This window comes from Aeromonas sp. DSM 116730 (genome assembly GCF_046581335.1).
Taxonomy (GTDB): domain Bacteria; phylum Pseudomonadota; class Gammaproteobacteria; order Enterobacterales; family Aeromonadaceae; genus Aeromonas; species Aeromonas rivipollensis.
Genome location: NZ_CP144265.1, coordinates 1,661,369 through 1,676,730 on the forward strand (window position 1 = coordinate 1,661,369; position 15,362 = coordinate 1,676,730).

Annotated in this window: 13 protein-coding genes; 3 read left to right on the plus strand and 10 right to left on the minus strand. The window is 63.4% G+C overall.

Annotation, left to right across the window (positions count from 1 at the left end):
- Positions 1–21: 21 nt before the first annotated feature.
- From uhpB to Aeroheme_RS07765, 7 genes are all read right to left on the minus strand, one after another.
- On the minus strand, positions 22–1,539 hold the full coding sequence (gene uhpB / locus Aeroheme_RS07735) for a signal transduction histidine-protein kinase/phosphatase UhpB (protein ID WP_411167017.1): 1,518 nt from the start codon (positions 1,537–1,539) through the stop codon (positions 22–24).
- Positions 1,536–2,126: a transcriptional regulator UhpA gene (uhpA, locus tag Aeroheme_RS07740; protein WP_139437025.1), complete on the minus strand. Its 591-nt coding sequence runs from the start codon at positions 2,124–2,126 to the stop codon at positions 1,536–1,538. The genes uhpB and uhpA overlap by 4 nt, the downstream gene beginning before the upstream one ends.
- Positions 2,127–2,324: 198 nt before the next feature.
- Positions 2,325–2,720 carry a nucleoside diphosphate kinase regulator gene (gene rnk, locus Aeroheme_RS07745; RefSeq protein ID WP_411167018.1) on the minus strand — a complete coding sequence of 132 codons (396 nt, stop codon included), beginning with the start codon at positions 2,718–2,720 and terminating at the stop codon, positions 2,325–2,327.
- A 227-nt stretch (positions 2,721–2,947) separates the two neighbouring features.
- Entirely contained in the window at positions 2,948–3,682 is a 735-nt protein-coding gene (locus Aeroheme_RS07750; RefSeq protein ID WP_411167019.1) for a substrate-binding periplasmic protein, read from the minus strand.
- 82 nt (positions 3,683–3,764) lie between these two features.
- Entirely contained in the window at positions 3,765–4,448 is a 684-nt protein-coding gene (locus Aeroheme_RS07755; protein WP_411167020.1) for a hypothetical protein, read from the minus strand.
- A 50-nt stretch (positions 4,449–4,498) separates the two neighbouring features.
- Positions 4,499–5,866, minus strand: coding sequence for an alkaline phosphatase (locus tag Aeroheme_RS07760; RefSeq protein ID WP_411167021.1), 1,368 nt, complete (start codon positions 5,864–5,866; stop codon positions 4,499–4,501).
- A gap of 23 nt (positions 5,867–5,889) precedes the next feature.
- Positions 5,890–7,281, minus strand: coding sequence for an alkaline phosphatase (locus tag Aeroheme_RS07765; protein ID WP_411167022.1), 1,392 nt, complete (start codon positions 7,279–7,281; stop codon positions 5,890–5,892).
- 326 nt (positions 7,282–7,607) lie between these two features.
- Here Aeroheme_RS07765 and ylqF point away from each other — a divergent pair, with 326 nt between their 5' ends.
- Complete coding sequence (gene ylqF, locus Aeroheme_RS07770) at positions 7,608–8,558, plus strand: ribosome biogenesis GTPase YlqF (RefSeq protein ID WP_106886395.1); 951 nt, start codon at positions 7,608–7,610, stop codon at positions 8,556–8,558.
- A gap of 172 nt (positions 8,559–8,730) precedes the next feature.
- A complete protein-coding gene (locus tag Aeroheme_RS07775; protein WP_368169987.1) occupies positions 8,731–9,879 on the plus strand; it encodes an MFS transporter in 1,149 nt (382 codons plus the stop codon).
- 159 nt (positions 9,880–10,038) lie between these two features.
- Here Aeroheme_RS07775 and Aeroheme_RS07780 read toward each other — a convergent pair whose 3' ends face one another.
- The 3 genes from Aeroheme_RS07780 to dinG all read right to left on the minus strand — a co-directional run bounded on the left by Aeroheme_RS07780 (position 10,039) and on the right by dinG (position 13,884).
- Positions 10,039–10,935: a histone deacetylase gene (locus Aeroheme_RS07780; protein ID WP_408793919.1), complete on the minus strand. Its 897-nt coding sequence runs from the start codon at positions 10,933–10,935 to the stop codon at positions 10,039–10,041.
- Positions 10,936–11,007: 72 nt separating this feature from the next.
- Positions 11,008–11,667 carry a DUF2057 domain-containing protein gene (locus tag Aeroheme_RS07785; protein ID WP_106886398.1) on the minus strand — a complete coding sequence of 220 codons (660 nt, stop codon included), beginning with the start codon at positions 11,665–11,667 and terminating at the stop codon, positions 11,008–11,010.
- A 144-nt stretch (positions 11,668–11,811) separates the two neighbouring features.
- Positions 11,812–13,884 (minus strand): ATP-dependent DNA helicase DinG, encoded by a 2,073-nt coding sequence (gene dinG, locus Aeroheme_RS07790; RefSeq protein ID WP_106886399.1) that lies wholly within the window; start codon positions 13,882–13,884, stop codon positions 11,812–11,814.
- A gap of 385 nt (positions 13,885–14,269) precedes the next feature.
- Between dinG and Aeroheme_RS07795 the strand changes: the two genes are divergently transcribed.
- Complete coding sequence (locus Aeroheme_RS07795) at positions 14,270–15,313, plus strand: porin (protein ID WP_106886400.1); 1,044 nt, start codon at positions 14,270–14,272, stop codon at positions 15,311–15,313.
- The last annotated feature ends 49 nt before the right edge of the window (positions 15,314–15,362 follow it).

The window sequence follows — 15,362 nt, forward strand, 5'->3', positions numbered from 1 at the left end:
CCCTGCCTTCTGGAGCCTGGATCAGTCATGGGACTCCTCCCGTTTGCGGCTGGGGAGGTTGACAGTCAGCTGGGTCCCCTGGACGCAGGAGAGCCGCAGCGTCCCCCCCAGCGCCTGCACCCGCTCGCGAATGCCGAGCAGGCCATAGCCCTGGGGCGTCTGCTCGGGCAGGCCGCAGCCGTCGTCGTCCAGTTGCAGCAGCACCCGATCGGCCTGCTGGCGGGCCAGTATGGTGACAGCACTGGCATTGGCGTGCTTGACCACGTTGTTGAGCCCCTCCTGACAGACCCTAAACAGGGTGACTCGCTGGGCGTCCGAGAGCGCCTCATCCGCCAGCCCCCACTCCAGCCGGGTGACGATTCCGCGCCGCTCCAGCTCCAGCTCCCGCAGCAGGCCGCGCACCGCCTGCTCCAGGCTCATGTCGTCGAGCTGGCGCGGGCGCAGGCGACCGAGCAGGCCGCGCACCGCATCGTAGATCCCGAGCGACAGGGTCTCGATAAGGGCGCTGCTCTGGCCGACATGGGTGTTGTCCGGCGCGAGGCGGCGCACTATGCCCGCCTGGGTGCGGATGGCGGTGATGGTCTGGCCTATGTCGTCGTGCAGCTCCCGGGCCACCTCCTTGCGGATGCTCTCCTCGGTCTCCAGCAGCCGCTCGGTGAGCTGGCGGTTGTGGGCGAGCTGGCGGGTCAGCGCCTGGTTGAGCTCGCGCTGGCGCTGGATGCCGGCCCCCAGCAGCAGGCCGGTCAGGCTCTGGGCCAGCAGGGAGAGCAGCAGATCCAGGGGATGTTCGTGCCAGGCCTGGCCCGCCATCAGGGCCACCGTATTCATCAGGGTGGCGAGCAGGGCCCCCTGCCAGCCGTAGCGCCAGGCCATGGCCATGATGGGAATGGCGAGGCAAAACGGAGTGAAGCGCACCAGGGAATCCGGCAGGCCGAGCTGCAGCCCCAGGCTCAGCAGGAACAGCAGTAGATACCAGACCAGATGGCGAAAGCGCCAGTCCACCGGCTGATCCACCAGCGCAGGGCCGAGCGGCACCCAGGTGGCGCGGGTCAGATAGTGCCAGATCAGCATGCAGGTGGAGGTGAGGGTCAGGCCGCCGGTCAGGGTGAGCAGCAGGGCGGTGAGGCCATCTTCCCCTGCCAGATGCCAGAGCAGGGATTGCAGGGCCGCCGCCACGGTGACGGTGGCGAGCAGCACCAGCAGTTGCTGCCAGTCGTCTCGCACCCGCTGGCGGCGGGCGATGAGCAGCGGCAGCAAGGTGAGCAGGCTGCCAGCCAGGATGAGGGGCCACAGGGGCATGCCCACCTCCCGATCGAGCCAGTGAAGCAGCAGGGCTTCACAGAGCAGCAGGGGCGGCCAGTAGGGGAGGGGGCTCTGCAACAGCAGACCCAGCCGCAGCCCGAAGGGGAACAGCAACACCGCCAGCACCGGGCTCTCCACCAGATGCAGCCCTATGCTCCAGAGGCAGAACCAGCCGGCGGCGAAGATAAAGCAGGCCGCCAGCGAGATGGCGACATAGCTGGCAAGGCGGGAGATCACCAGCTGTCCAGCATGCGGTGGGCCAGCTCCACGTTGTTGTTGACGTTGAGCTTGTCCATCAGGTTGGCGCGGTGCACGTGCACCGTCTTGGGGGAGAGGCCGAGGCGCTCGGCGATGGCCTTCACCTCCATGCCGCCGGCCAGCAGCTGCGCCACCTCCCGCTCCCTGTTGGTGAGGGGATCTCTGTGGCTGCTGGCGAGCTTGTGGGCTATGTCCGGGGTGAGGTAGCAACCACCCTGGGCGGCGGTGCGTACCGCGGCGATCAGCTCCTCCGGGCTGCAGCGCTTGGAGAGAAACCCCTTGGCGCCGGCCTGTAGGGCCTGCTCGATGAGGGCCGGGCTGTCGTGCACCGACAGCATCACCACGGCGAGGCCGGCGGGCAGTTGCCTGAGCAGATCCAGCCCGGATTGATCCGGCATTGAGATGTCGCACACGCACAGCTGGACGCCGCTGCCCGGCAAGCCGGCGAGGGCGTCGGCGGCGCTGCCAAATTCGGCGACGACCCGCAGATCGGGTTCGAGATTGAGCAACTGGGCAAAGCCGGAGCGGACTATCTGGTGATCGTCGATGAGGGCAATTTTTATCATGGTGTCAGCCTGAGATCTGCGGCCAGGGCGCTGGCGCGGCCAACAAGATACTCCCGCTCGCCCCCTGGCTCAAGGGGGAGGAGAGCCCCTGCGCAGGAGACGCGGCTATGGGTGCTTCACCTGAGTGCGTGATTCAGGGCGGCAATATAAGGAGAGGCACGCTCTGCTCACCGGGGCGGCAGAGCGTGCCCGGCCCTGTCAGCGGTGCAGCTCGCCCGCCCGCTCCGGCTGATAGACCACTTCCAGTATCTCCACCTGTATGGTGCGCCCGGCCGGGCCGGGCCAGGCGATGCTGTCACCCACCTTCAAGCCCAGCAGGGCGCTGCCGACCGGCGCCAGCACGGAGATCTTCGACTCATCCCCCTGCACGTCCTTCGGGTAGACCAGGGTCAGGCAGAAGTCATTGCCGCTGTTTTGCATCTTGAAGCGCACAGTGCTGTTCATGGTCACCACGTCAGGCGGCATGTCGGCGGAGTCGCGGATCTCGGCGCGGTTCAGCTCCTCCTGCAGGGCCAGGTGTTGCGGGTGGTTGCCGAGCAGTTGCTCGATGCGATCCAGATCCAGGTTGGAGATGACGAGATGTGGCTGTTGCATGGGGTATTCCTTATCAATGGCTGAAAGGACCAGGATGACGGACAAGCTGGTCGAAAAAGGGTTCGGATTGTGAGAATAGATCGCAAGCGCGATGCCCCCGAGCGACTCGCTGTCAGGGGCGAGGGCGGGGGCTCAACGGGGTGTGAGCAGACTGGAAAAAATCATGAGCGCTTTCATGGGGATACCATAACCATTCTGAATGGCTTTGGCAAATGCCCGGCCGGGGGTCAGGGCGCCTGGTAATCGTACTGCCGCAGGATGCGCGCCAGGCTGCCATCCTCGCGCATCTCCTCAATCGCCTTGCGCCAGCGCAGCGCCTCGGCCGCAGGAAACTGCGGGCTGGCGGCCAGGTAGAGGGCGCTCTCTTGCAAGGTGTCGCCGCGCACCAGATCCGCCAGGAGCAAGCCGGCCCGTTGCTGGTTGTAGCGGGCGGTGTTCCAGGCCACGGCCCAGCCCTGGATGCGGCCCAGCGCCAGCTTGCTGGCATTGTTGACCTCCTCGGTGACCAGCTCCCGGGTCACTCCCTTGAGGGGCTGGATCAGGCTCTGACCATGAGAGCCGCGCATCGCCCCCAGGGTCAGGCCGGACAGCGCCTTGACCGAGAGGGGAGCCGGGTGGTGCTGGCGGTGGCTGACCAGCACGAAGGCCTCCTCCAGCAGGGGGGCAATCCAGAGGAACAGGGGCTCGCGCTGGGGACTCCTGGCCGGTGGCAGCAGCAGGACGTCCGCCCGATGGCGGGTCTGGCTGAGGGCGCGGGCCAGCGGCATCAGCTCTATCTCCAGCGGCTCCCGAAGGCGGCGGGCAGCCTCTTCCAGCACCTCGATTGCCATGCCGCTCGGGGCCCCCTGCTGGGAGCGAATGACATAAGGGGGAACGTCTGCGGCCAGGACCACCACGGCGTGGGCGCCGGGACCCGGGAAGAGGAGGGCGCAGCAGAATAGAGGCAGTAGGGGAAGACGCATAGAAGACCGGGTCAGGGATGAGTACACAGAGTGTAACATCCCGTAACCCCAAGTCAGTCAACCCATTGGGGGGAGCGGGCCGTCAGTCGAAGAAGTCCCGCAGATCCAGGGTCTGGTAGCTATCGAGCTGCTGCCAGGGCAACTGCTTTGGCAAGGGCTTGAGGGTCACCTCCATCCGGTAGCTGCGATAGCCGTCCAGGCTCGCGGACTCCACCACCAGGGGCAACTGCCATTGGCTCGACCAGAGGATGCGGGTGCGCTGCCTGCCCTCGCGTTTCTCGTACCAGAGCGCCTGCTCGGGGGCCGCCTCGTCGAGGGGGGTCATGCCCTGCAGCAGGGCCGGGTCTACCAGGTGGCGAAGGCGCGCCCAGTCTGCGGTAAAGGCCACCTGGCCATACTCCTCCGGCGGCACCTCCACCAGTTGGTTGTGCCAGGCGTCGGCGTAGCGCAGTTGCAGATCCCCCTCATCACTGCGGCTGACCCAGCGGGCCGCCATCTGGTGGGTGAAGTGCTTGTGGCCCGGAGTGGCATCGTGGCTGGCGTGATAGGCGCGGGCGAGCGGCAGGGGGATGAGCCGCTGGCTCCACACCTGGTTGCCGACCCGGATCCATTTCTCCTGCCAGTGGTTCTCCCGGGCTATGCCGTCGCTGCTGGTGATCCTGTCCTGATAGCGGATGCGGGCGGCCAGATCGGGGGCCTCGTCGGCCAGCAGGGGGAAGCTGAGGGTGCTGCCAAGGAGCCATAACGGAAGTAACAATCGCATCATGGGTGATCGCTCGAAAGAAGGGGGCCCGGCGTGACACCGGGCCCTCTTTCTTACAGGCCGAGCGCCTCCCTGAGCTTGCCGAACACCAGGGTGTTGTCGAGTGTGCCCTTGAAGCGGCCGCTGCCAGCTCCGCCGGCAAACAGCATCACGTCGCCGCCGCCGTGGGTCTCTGAGCCCAGCTTGACCCCTGTCTCCTGCAGGTAGTCATCCCCCATCACCTGGTTGCTGGTGAGGGTGGGGCGCAGGTCCGCGCGGTTAGGGCCGTTGCCGAACACCAGGGTGGTGAAGGGCTTGCCATCCACGTCGTTTTGGGTGGAGCCGTCGCCATTCTTGACCAAATCCAGCACAGGGTTGCCCTTGGCGGAGTAGCCGTTGATGGTCATGGTGTGGTCGTGATCGGCGGTGACCACTATCAGGGTATCGCTCAAGTCCACCTTGCCGAGCGCCGTCTTGACCGCCTCGTCCAGCGCCACCGCATCGGTCAGCGACCGTTTGGCGTTGGTGGCGTGCAGGGCGTGGTCGATGCGGCCCCCTTCCACCATCAGGAAGTAACCCTGGCTGTTCTGGCTCAAGAGATCGATCGCCTTGGCGGTCATCTCGGAGAGGGACGGCTGGGTATTGGCCGCCCCCTTGGCGACGCGGTCCAGCTCGTAGTCGAGGTGGGACTTGGCACTGAACAGACCCAGCACCTTGCCGCTCTCGACCTTGGCGAGATCGCTCTGGGTGGTGACGTACTGATAGCCCTGGGCACTCAGTTCGGCGGTGAGATCCCGGCCATCGGCCCGGCCCCCCTTGTTGCTGGCGCTGTAGGGGGTCCAGTGATTGGCTCCGCCCCCCATCAGCACGTCCACCCCGTCCCCCAGCGCGGCGTTGAAGCCGGCGCCCCCCGGTACCGCCTGCTCGGCGATGGCGTAGGCCGCGTCCCGGTGGCAGATGTGGGAATAGGTGGCCGCCGGGGTGGCGTGGGTCAGCTCCGTGGTGGTGACGGCCCCTACCGACTTGCCCGCCGCCTTGGCCAGCTCGAGTATGGTTGGCACCGGGGTGCCGTTGTCGCCGGTGCAGTTGTTGATGCCCTTGTTGCCGTTGGCATCCTTGGACGGTGCCACGGCCTGGGTGTCGCTGCTCATGGCGATCACCTCGTTGTTCATCTTGACCCCTGTGGTGTAGGCCGCCATTGAGGGAGCCGAATCCGTGGTCTGGGCATCGTGGGAGAAGGTCTTGATGCGGGCGCTGCGTGGCAGCTTCATCATCTCGAGATCCCCCTCTTCCCCCACCTTGTAGAGGCGGGTGGCGGTGAGCACGCTGGGGCCCATGCCGTCGCCGATAAAGAGGATGACGTTCTTGGCATCGCTGGCCTGGGCCTGGGACAGGCCGCCGAGGGCGGCGAACAGGGCGGTGCACACCAGGGTTTTGTTCATGGTTTTTCTCACGGGAATGATCCTCATAGCTTGGCCGCAGCCTTGACCTTGCCGAAGACGGCGGTGTTATCGAGGGAGCCGTGGAAGCTGTCTGCCCCCTGGCCGATGGCGCCGAGGAAGACGTCGGTGCCGCCATGGGTCTCGTTGCCTAGCTCGCCCACCTTGACCACCACCTCCTGGTGATAGTCGTCGGCCGAGACGGTGGCATCGTCGAGCGGTGCCACGCTGCTGCGCGGGCCATCCACCCGGTTGTAGCCGTTGCCAAAGCCGATGATGGTGTAGGGCATGCCGTCGCTGTCCTTGCTCGGCTCGCCGGTCTCGTAGTTCTTCACCAGCCCGAGCACGCCGGGGTTGCCAGCCGTGGTCTTGCCGGTACGCTTGGCGTAGCCGTTCAGCACTAGCGTATGGTCATGGTCGGCGGTGACCACTATCAGGGTGTTTTTCAGCTCGGGGTCGGTCTTCTTCACCTCGTCGATGGTGGCCTTGATGGCGTCGTCGAAGGCGAGGGTATCTTGCAGGGCGCGCTTGGCGTTGGTGTCGTGCAGGGCATGATCGATGCGGCCCCCCTCCACCATCAGGAAGTAACCCTTCTCCTTGTCCTTGAGCTGCTTGATGGCAGCCAGGGTCATCTGGGCAAGGGAGGGCTCGCTGGCGGGCCTGTCCAGGTCATATTTCATGTGGCTGGCGCCAAACAGCCCCAGCAGCGGCTTGCCCGCCTCGGCCTGGTTCAGCTCGTCCAGGTTGCTGGCAAACTGGTAGCCCTTGGCCTGCATCTCGCTGATGAGGTTGCGGCCATCCTCCCGCTTGCCCTTGTCGGCGGTGGGCAGGAAGAAGCTGCTGCCGCCCCCCAGCACCACGTCCAGCCCCTCTTTCAGGGCGCCGTTATAACCGGCACCGCCCGGCACCAGCTGGGCGGCGATGTCGGCCTCCAGATCCCGGTTGCAGATGTGGGCATAGGTGGCGGCCGGGGTGGCATGGGTGACCCGGGTGCTGGTGACCACGCCGGTGCCGCGGCCGTCGGCCTTGGCCAGCTCCAGCAAGGTGGTGACCGGCTTGCCGGCGCTCTGGCTGCAGTTGCTCTCATAGGTGGCGTCGCTGTCCATGCTGATGACGCCGTTGTTGCTCTTGACCCCTGTCATGTAGGCCGCCATGGAGGGGGCCGAGTCTGTGACCTGGGCGTCGTGGGAGAAGGTCTTGATGAAGGCCGTTTCCGGCAGTGTGTCTATGGTGAGGCTGCCCTCTTCCCCCACGCCGTAGATGCGGGCGGCGGTCAGGGTGTTGAGGCCCATGCCGTCGCCGAGGAAGAAGATGACGTTTTTGGCGCTGGGCTCCGGGGTGCTGCTGTCATTGTTGGAGTTGCAGCCGGCGACCAGGGTGGCGCCTATCATCACTGCAAGTCCTGCCATGTTTCTCATTGGGGTTCGCTCCTTGTAAAACCTGAGCGCAGCCTAGAGGGGGCAGATGACACTTTTAGTGAGTCTGGATGACAATACGGTGAAGGCACCGTATAAATGTTATGTTGTATCAACCACTTATTGATAGCTGTCTGCCCTTCTGCCCCAGGCCGTCGTGGTGGCACCGGCGCCGCGGTCGTGCACGCCTGTGGCCACAATGGCCTGTCAAATCGGGGCCGCAGCAGGTAAAATGCGCCCCCTTGCGATGAGTGCCAGCGGTTTGGCGCATCACCAGGCGCCCGCAGCCCCCAGCGGGGGCCAGCATCCCCAATGAGAGAGTAACGGATATGTCCATCAACTGGTTCCCCGGCCACATGCACAAGGCCCGCAAAGAAATTGCCGAGGTCATGCCCCAGGTCGATGTCATCATCGAGATGCTCGATGCCCGCATCCCCTTCTCCAGCGAGAACCCCCTGGTGCCAGAGCTGCGTGGGGATACCCCTGTCATCAAGGTGCTGAACAAGGCGGATCTGGCCGATCCGGCGATCACCGAGCTGTGGGTGGCGCACATGGAACAAGAGAAGGGGATCAAGGCGTTGCCCCTGACCCAGCAGGAGCCGGAGAAGATCAAGGCGCTGCTGACCCTGTGCCACGAGATGCTGCCGGAGCGCAACTTCGACCTGCGCGGGGTGCGGGCCATGATCATGGGCATCCCCAACGTGGGCAAGTCCACCCTGATCAACACCCTGGCGGGGCGCATCATAGCCCGGACCGGCAACGAGGCGGGGGTGACCAAGTCCCAGCAGCGGATCAAGCTGGACAACAACGTCATCCTGACCGATACCCCGGGGTTCCTCTGGCCCAAGCTCAACCCGCCCTCCTGCGGCTACCGGCTGGCCATCACCGCGGCCATCAAGGACACCGTCTTTGACTACGCCGACATCGCCATGTTCGCCGCCGATTATTTCATCAAGGCCTACCCCGAGCGCATCAAGGCCCGCTACCAGATAACCGATCTGCCCGAGACCGAGATCGAGCTGCTGGAGATGATCGCCCGTCAGCGCGCCTTCGTGCGCAAGGGCGGCCTGGCGGATCTGCACAAGGCCTCCGAGATCCTGGTCAACGAGTTCCGCTCAGGCATGCTGGGGCGCATCTCCCTGGAGACCCCTGAGATGGTGAGCGCCGAGATCATACTGGCGGCAGAGGAGGCTGAGGAGAAGGCCAAGGAGAAGGCCGAACGGGAAGAGGAGCGCCAGGCGCGGGCCCGTCGCAAGTACGCCAAAAAGCGTCAGAAATAGCCGATGTTGTGGCAGCTATAACGCAGAGGCGACCCCGGGGTCGCCTCTTCTGTTATGACGCCAATGGCCGGGCCGGGGCAAAACCTGGCTGCGGCTCGTTCAGTGCCGATTGACAATGGCATTGGCGGTGGCATGATGCGCTCGCATTTTGCCTCTCCCCAGAGTTTTATCCATGACCACATACTCCCGGCCAGTGCAGTTATTGCTCTGTGGCCTGCTGCTGTTGACCCTGGCCATAGCAGTGTTGAATACCCTGGTGCCGCTCTGGCTCGCCCATGACAAGCTGCCGACCTGGCAGGTGGGCATGGTCGGCTCCGCCTATTTTTGCGGCAACCTGCTGGGGACTTTGCTGGCGGGGGCGCTGATCAAAGGCGTCGGGTTCAACCGCAGCTACTACCTGGCCTCAGCCCTCTTCGCCGCAGCCTGTGTCGGGCTTGGGCTCACCCTGGGGTTCTGGAGCTGGCTTATCTGGCGATTCATCGCCGGCATCGGCTGCGCCATGATCTGGGTGGTGGTTGAGAGTGCGCTGATGTGCAGCGGCAACGCACGCAACCGGGGGCGCCTGCTCGCCGCCTACATGATGGTCTATTACATGGGGACCGTGCTCGGGCAACTGCTGGTCAGCACGCTGCCGACCGGGCTGATGGATGTGCTGCCCTGGGTCACTGGCCTGGTACTGGCCGCCATCCTGCCGCTACTGTTTACCCGCATTGTCAACGAGCAGGGCGAGCAGCAGGGGGCAACCCGGGTGTGGCCCATGCTGCGCCTGCGTCAGGCGCGCCTTGGGGTCAATGGCTGCATCATCTCCGGCATAGTGTTGGGGTCGCTCTATGGCCTGATGCCGCTCTACCTGAACCACCAGGGAGTGAGTGATGCCGGTATCGGCTACTGGATGGCGGTCATGGTGAGCGCCGGCATCCTGGGGCAGTGGCCTGCCGGCCGTCTGGCAGACAGGTTCGGTCGCTTGCCGGTACTGCGGCTGCAGGTGCTGGTGGTCATCCTGGGCGCCTTGGCAATGCTTGGCAACCTGGCGATGGGTCCGGCGCTCTTCATCCTGGGCGCCGCCGGTTTTACCCTCTATCCGGTGGCCATGGCCTGGGCCTGCGAGAAGGTCGAGCAGCACCAGCTGGTGGCGATGAATCAGGCGCTGCTGCTGAGCTACACCATAGGCAGCCTGCTCGGCCCGGCCTATACCTCGCTCTTGATGCAGCACCTTTCGGACAAGCTGCTGTTTATCATGATCGCCAGCGTGTCCTTCATCTATCTGCTGATGCTGTTGCGCCCCGTGGGTGAGCATCCGACCCCGGTAGCACATGCCTGATGGCGAGTGTCTGATAGAAAAGAGCGTCGAGAGCCATGGATGACGCCCTGTCCTGTCTCTGGTGACAGGCGCTGCAAAACGCAGCAGTGCCCTATATAAGAAGAGGCGGCCCCGGGGCCGCCTTGTTGTTATCAGGGATTGGCAAGGGGGGTTGGGGCGCTAGCCATAGCGCTTTTTCGCCTCTTCGAACAGGGAGAGATGCAGCGGGATCAACTGCCGCCAGTCGCGCCTATAACCGCCCCCAGGTACGGCGGCGATGGGCAGGCCGTGGCTTATCGCACAGTCAAACACCATGGCGTCCCGCTGGCGCACCCCGGCGTCGCTCAGAGAGAGATAGCCGAGCTCATCGGCCTGGTGCACGTCGACCCCGGCCTGGTAGAGGATGAGGTCGGGGCGGTAGAGGCGCAGCGCCAGTGACAGCGCCTGGGTCAGGGTCTCGAGGTAGGCGTCGTCCTCCATGCCATTTGGCAGGGCAAAGTCCAGATGGGAGGCGGGCTTGTGGTGGGGGAAGTTGTGCTCGCCATGCAGGGAGAGGGTGATGATGTCCCGGCTCCCCATGCACAGGGCGGCGCTGCCATCCCCTTGATGGACATCGAGATCCACGATCAGCACCTGCTCGCAGCGCCCCTCGTCGAGGCAGGCTCTGGCCGCTATCACCAGATCGTTGAACAGGCAGAAGCCGCTGCCAAAGTCCCTGTGGGCGTGATGATAGCCGCCGGAGACCTGCAGGCCGCAGCCCTGTTCGAGGGCGTGGCGGCTGGCGGCCAGGGTGGCCCCGACCGAGCGCAGGGTGCGTTCAATCAGCAGGGGTGACCAGGGAAAGCCGAGTCTGCGGATGGCGCCGTCATCCAGGGTGCCGGCAAGGGCCGCCGCTACATAGTCGGCGTCGTGGACCCGGGTTATCTGCTGGCGGCTCGCGGCGGGAGCCTCTGACAGCGGATAGCCCAGTGTTGCCAGGATCTGGTAGAGCGCCTGGTACTTGGCCAGGGGAAAGCGGTGGCGCTCGGGCAGCGTCAGGGAGGAGTAATGGGGGTGATAGAAGATGCGCAGGGACATGGCAATAGGCCTGAACTGATATGAAAAAGGGGAGCCAGGCTCCCCTCTATGCATAAAGCGACGTGCTGCGCCTTATTGCTGCTGGATCACCCAGATCTGGAAGGCTTTGCGGGTTTCCGCATCCGCCTTGTTGTACCAGTTTTGCAGCTGGGTCAGGGCTTCCGGATTGCTCTGGGCCTTGCTCGGCGCCACTTCGACCGGCGCGCTGGCGGCGGCCATCACGGCAGCGGTGGAGACGGCAACGGTCGCTGGCTGGTTGAAGGCCTTGCCCATCTTGAGCAGCTCCTGCTGGTAGTCACGGGTCAGCTGGAAGCCACCCACTTTCGGCATGACGAACTGCTCGCTGGCCAGGGCCTGACCGCTGACCTTGTCCTTGAGAACGACCTTCTGCTCTTTCACGAATGCCTTGGCTTCGTCTTCGTTACGGGGCTTCTTGAAATCCAGCACCAGGGTCTGGTTGTCGGCGGCGGTGAAGTTGATCACCAGAGGCTCGGCGGTCACCAGCTTGATGTCGTTGCGGTTGGAGTAGTTGCCCTCGAAGGCCACCACCAGCTGGTGCTTGCCGGCACTGATGGGGAAGCTGCTGGTCTTCTCCAGCAGCTTGGGATTGATGGACTCGCCATCGATCAACTGCACCACATAGGGATTGTGTATTTCCAGTTGGCTATCAGCCAGGGCGCTACCTGCCCACAACAGACCAGCCAGAGCCGGCACCAGAACAGTCAGTTTCATTTCATCTCCTTGAACAGTCAGGCGATTGCCCACTGAAAAATAGGGGCTCATTTTTACAGGTTTGCCCCAGAGCGGCAATAGCCGTTTGTGGCGCCGCCCGGCAGGCAGCTTGCTGACTTATCTGTCAAATAAACCCGGCATGGCTCACTCGATACGCCGGGTGAAGGGGGGGAGGGCGTCGAGCAAGCCCTTGCCGTAGCGCTTGGTAAGAAGGCGCCGATCGAGAATGGTTACCCGGCCCCGATCGGCCTCCTTGCGGATCAGACGACCACAGGCCTGAATGAGTTTGCGGGACGCTTCTGGCACCGTCAGCTGCAGGAAGGGGTTGCCACCTCGTTTCTCGACCCACTCGGCGGTCGCCTCTTCCACCGGGGAGTTCGGTACCGCGAAGGGGAGCTTGGTGATCACCAGGTTGGTGAGGTAGTGGCCGGGCAGGTCCAGTCCCTCGGAGAAGCTGCCGGTGCCAAAGAGGATGCTGGCCTGGCCGCCATCGCACTTCTGTTTGTGCAAGGTCAGCAGGGCGTTGCGCGACGCTTCCCCCTGCACCAGCAGGGAGAGGCCCTTGGCCCGCAGCCCCACCGCCACCTCGTTCATCTGCCGGTAGGAGGAGAAGAGCACCAGGCTCGCCTCCTTGCCCGCCAGCAGCCTGGGCAGGGTATCGACCAGCTCCTGGGTAAAGCCGGGGGCGCTCGGTTCATGGGTCATCTTGGGCAGATAGAGCTCGGCCTTATGATATTCGAAAGGAGAGCGCAGCCGCAGATAGCGGGTGCCGTCGTGCTCCTTGAGCCCCACCTGGTGGCGGAAATAGCTGAAGGAGGAGAGGGCGGTGAGGGTGGCCGAGACCAGCACTGCGCCCAGGCACCTAGACCAGAGCCACTCCTCCAGCAGATAACCCACCTCTATGGGGGAGGCGTGCAGCCAGATGTCTCCATCCTCGCTCCTGGCCATCCAGCGGGCCAGCGGTGTCTTGCCCGTCGGCACGTGGCGACTCAGCATCTCCCACAGGGCGCAGAAACTCTCCAGCCGCTGCAGGTGAAAACCGCTCTCCGCCAGCAGGGGCTCGGCCTCCTTGCGACGGATTTCGCCGTCTTTGAGCGCCTCGCCGATGGCGCCCTGCATCCTGTCCAGCGCCCGCAGCGCCTTCTTGCTCGCCTCCTTCAGGTTCTCCGCCAGCATGGGCAGGGGATCGGGCAGCACCCCCTCGGCAAATCTGTGGTGCTGCTCGGAGCCAAACAGCTGATCGTTGCCGGCGAGCCACTGCTCCAGCGCCTTGAGATCCGGTTGCAGGGAGGCCAGTGCATCCTGCAGCTTGAGCTGGGGATCGAGCAGGCTCTCCTTGTTCAGCGCCCTGGCCAGCTTGCCGGCGCTCTGCACCAGCTTTTCCAGCCAGCGGCGGGACCCCTTGATGCTGGCGGAGGCGGCGCCGTGATCCCGGGCTATGGTCGGCAGGTGGTGAGCCTCATCCAGCACATAGATACACTCGTCCGGTGGCGGCAATATGATGCCGCCGCCCATGGTGAGGTCAGAGAGCAGCAGGGCATGGTTGACCACCAGCACATCGGCGGCGTCCATGTCATTCCTGGCTCGGTGGAAGGGGCAGTGCTGGTGGTGGCTCAGCGCCTTGTTGCAGCTGTGGCGATCGGCGGCGATGCGATCCCAGCACAGATCTGGAATCGGCTTGGGCCAGTTGTCCCTGTCCCCGTCCCACTTCCCCTCGGTGTAGGCCTGCCACAGCGCCTGATAGCGCTCCTTGTCAGAATCTGACGGCTTGTGTTTGCTCAAGCTGCCGAAATCGAGTTCGAAATTGGCCATATCGGCGCCGCTTGCCGCTTGTTCAAGCAGATGTTCGCAGCAGTAACGCTGGCGCCCCTTGACCAGCATGAAGCGAAACGGCAGCTCGCTGTGGCGATGGTAGAAGGGCAGGTCCTTGTGGATCAGCTGCTCCTGCAGGGCGACGGTGGCGGTGGAGATCACCAGCTTCTTCTGGGTGAGCCGCGCCACCGGGATGGCACCCTGGGCATAGGAGAGGGACTTGCCGATGCCGGTGCCCGCCTCGGCCACCAGGATGCGGCGACTCTTTTCATACTCTCCGGTGAGGGTCTTGGCGATTTCGGCCACCAGAAAATTCTGCTCCTTGCGCGGCACAAAACCGGGTAAACCATCGGCAATCTGTCGATAGGTATTGCGAATGGTGGCTTTGAGGCGAGTCGATAGCATGAATGGGGCGTGACCGTGTCTGGAATGAATGGCCACAGGATACCCGCAACAGGCGGCCTGGGTCGAGGCAAGGTGAGGCAGGGGTTATGGGCCGGGATCCGCACTTATGTCATCGGGTGGATTGTGCGTGCAATAAACCACCAAAAAAGGGCGTTTCAGGCAGCGCGTATCGCTGTAAACGTTTTCCCTGGGAGGGCAAACAATATGGGATTCAGCTCACAATTTTTTCCCTATGACTATGGTTTTCTCAAAAAGTTCCAAGTTTTTTCGTTGCGGATCGGAAAACCCGGTGATAGTCTCGGCGGCATAGTGATGCAAAGAACATCGCTAACACAGGGAATAACAAGGACTTAGTGTTTAATTACAGTAGGCATTGGAAACAACTATGAAAAAGACAATTCTGGCTATCGCTATCCCGGCTCTGTTCGCATCTGCCGCTAACGCCGCAGTCGTTTATGACAAAGACGGTACCTCTTTTGATATCTACGGCCGTGTTCAGGCTAACTACTATGCTGACGCTGACGACGCCAGCCCCATCACTGCCAGCAACGCTGGTGATGCCGAGCTGATCGGTTCCTCCCGTCTGGGCTGGTCCGGTAAAGTTGCGCTGAACAACACCTGGTCCGGTATTGCCAAGACTGAGTGGCAGGTTTCCGCCGAAAACTCCGACAACAAGTTCAACTCCCGTCACATCTGGGTTGGCTTCGACGGTACCCAGTACGGCAAGATCATCTTCGGCCAGACCGACACCGCGTTCTACGACGTGCTGGAGCCGACCGATATCTTCAACGAGTGGGGTGATTACGGTAACTTCTACGACGGTCGTCAAGAAGGCCAGATCATCTACTCCAACACCTACGGTGGTTTCAAGGGCAAAGTGTCCTACCAGACCAACGACGACGAAGCCGTCAAGGTTTCTGACATGGGTGGCCAAACCGTCACTACCGTATTCCCGGACCTGAAGCGTAACTACGGCTACGCAGCTGCCATCGGTTATGACTTCGACTTCGGTCTGGGCCTGAACGGCGGTTACGCTTACTCCGACCTGGAAAGCACCACCAGCACCAACACTGGTGACAAGTCCGAGTGGGCCCTGGGCGCACACTACGCCATCAACGGCTTCTACTTCGCCGGTGTCTACACCGAAGGCGACCTGAAGAACGACACCACCGGTTACAAGGGTGAAGGTCGTGGCTACGAGCTGGCTGCTTCCTACAACGTTGATGCCTGGACCTTCCTGGCTGGCTACAACTTCAAGGAAGGCAAGGACAACTCTGCCGGTTCTTCCTACGAAGACATGGTTGACGAAACCCTGCTGGGTGTTCAGTACAACTTCACTTCCAAGCTGAAGGCGTACACCGAGTACAAGATCCAGGGTATCGATGACATGGACGACGAGTTCACTGTTGCCCTGCAATACAACTTCTAATCCAGTCTTAGTACGGATTTAGTTGATAAACGGCCAAGCTTGCTTGGCC

Bases quoted from the DNA above. Each gene is read 5' to 3' on its own strand.
- Aeroheme_RS07780 (WP_408793919.1), bottom strand. From the start codon at position 10,935: ATGTCCCTGCGCATCTTCTATCACCCCCATTACTCCTCCCTGACGCTG.
- rnk (WP_411167018.1), bottom strand. From the start codon at position 2,720: ATGCAACAGCCACATCTCGTCATCTCCAACCTGGATCTGGATCGCATC.
- Aeroheme_RS07755 (WP_411167020.1), bottom strand. From the start codon at position 4,448: ATGATGCGATTGTTACTTCCGTTATGGCTCCTTGGCAGCACCCTCAGC.
- ylqF (WP_106886395.1), top strand. From the start codon at position 7,608: ATGTCCATCAACTGGTTCCCCGGCCACATGCACAAGGCCCGCAAAGAA.
- Aeroheme_RS07750 (WP_411167019.1), bottom strand. From the start codon at position 3,682: ATGCGTCTTCCCCTACTGCCTCTATTCTGCTGCGCCCTCCTCTTCCCG.
- Aeroheme_RS07785 (WP_106886398.1), bottom strand. From the start codon at position 11,667: ATGAAACTGACTGTTCTGGTGCCGGCTCTGGCTGGTCTGTTGTGGGCA.
- Aeroheme_RS07760 (WP_411167021.1), bottom strand. From the start codon at position 5,866: ATGAACAAAACCCTGGTGTGCACCGCCCTGTTCGCCGCCCTCGGCGGC.
- Aeroheme_RS07775 (WP_368169987.1), top strand. From the start codon at position 8,731: ATGACCACATACTCCCGGCCAGTGCAGTTATTGCTCTGTGGCCTGCTG.
- Aeroheme_RS07765 (WP_411167022.1), bottom strand. From the start codon at position 7,281: ATGAGAAACATGGCAGGACTTGCAGTGATGATAGGCGCCACCCTGGTC.
- uhpA (WP_139437025.1), bottom strand. From the start codon at position 2,126: ATGATAAAAATTGCCCTCATCGACGATCACCAGATAGTCCGCTCCGGC.
- Aeroheme_RS07795 (WP_106886400.1), top strand. From the start codon at position 14,270: ATGAAAAAGACAATTCTGGCTATCGCTATCCCGGCTCTGTTCGCATCT.
- dinG (WP_106886399.1), bottom strand. From the start codon at position 13,884: ATGCTATCGACTCGCCTCAAAGCCACCATTCGCAATACCTATCGACAG.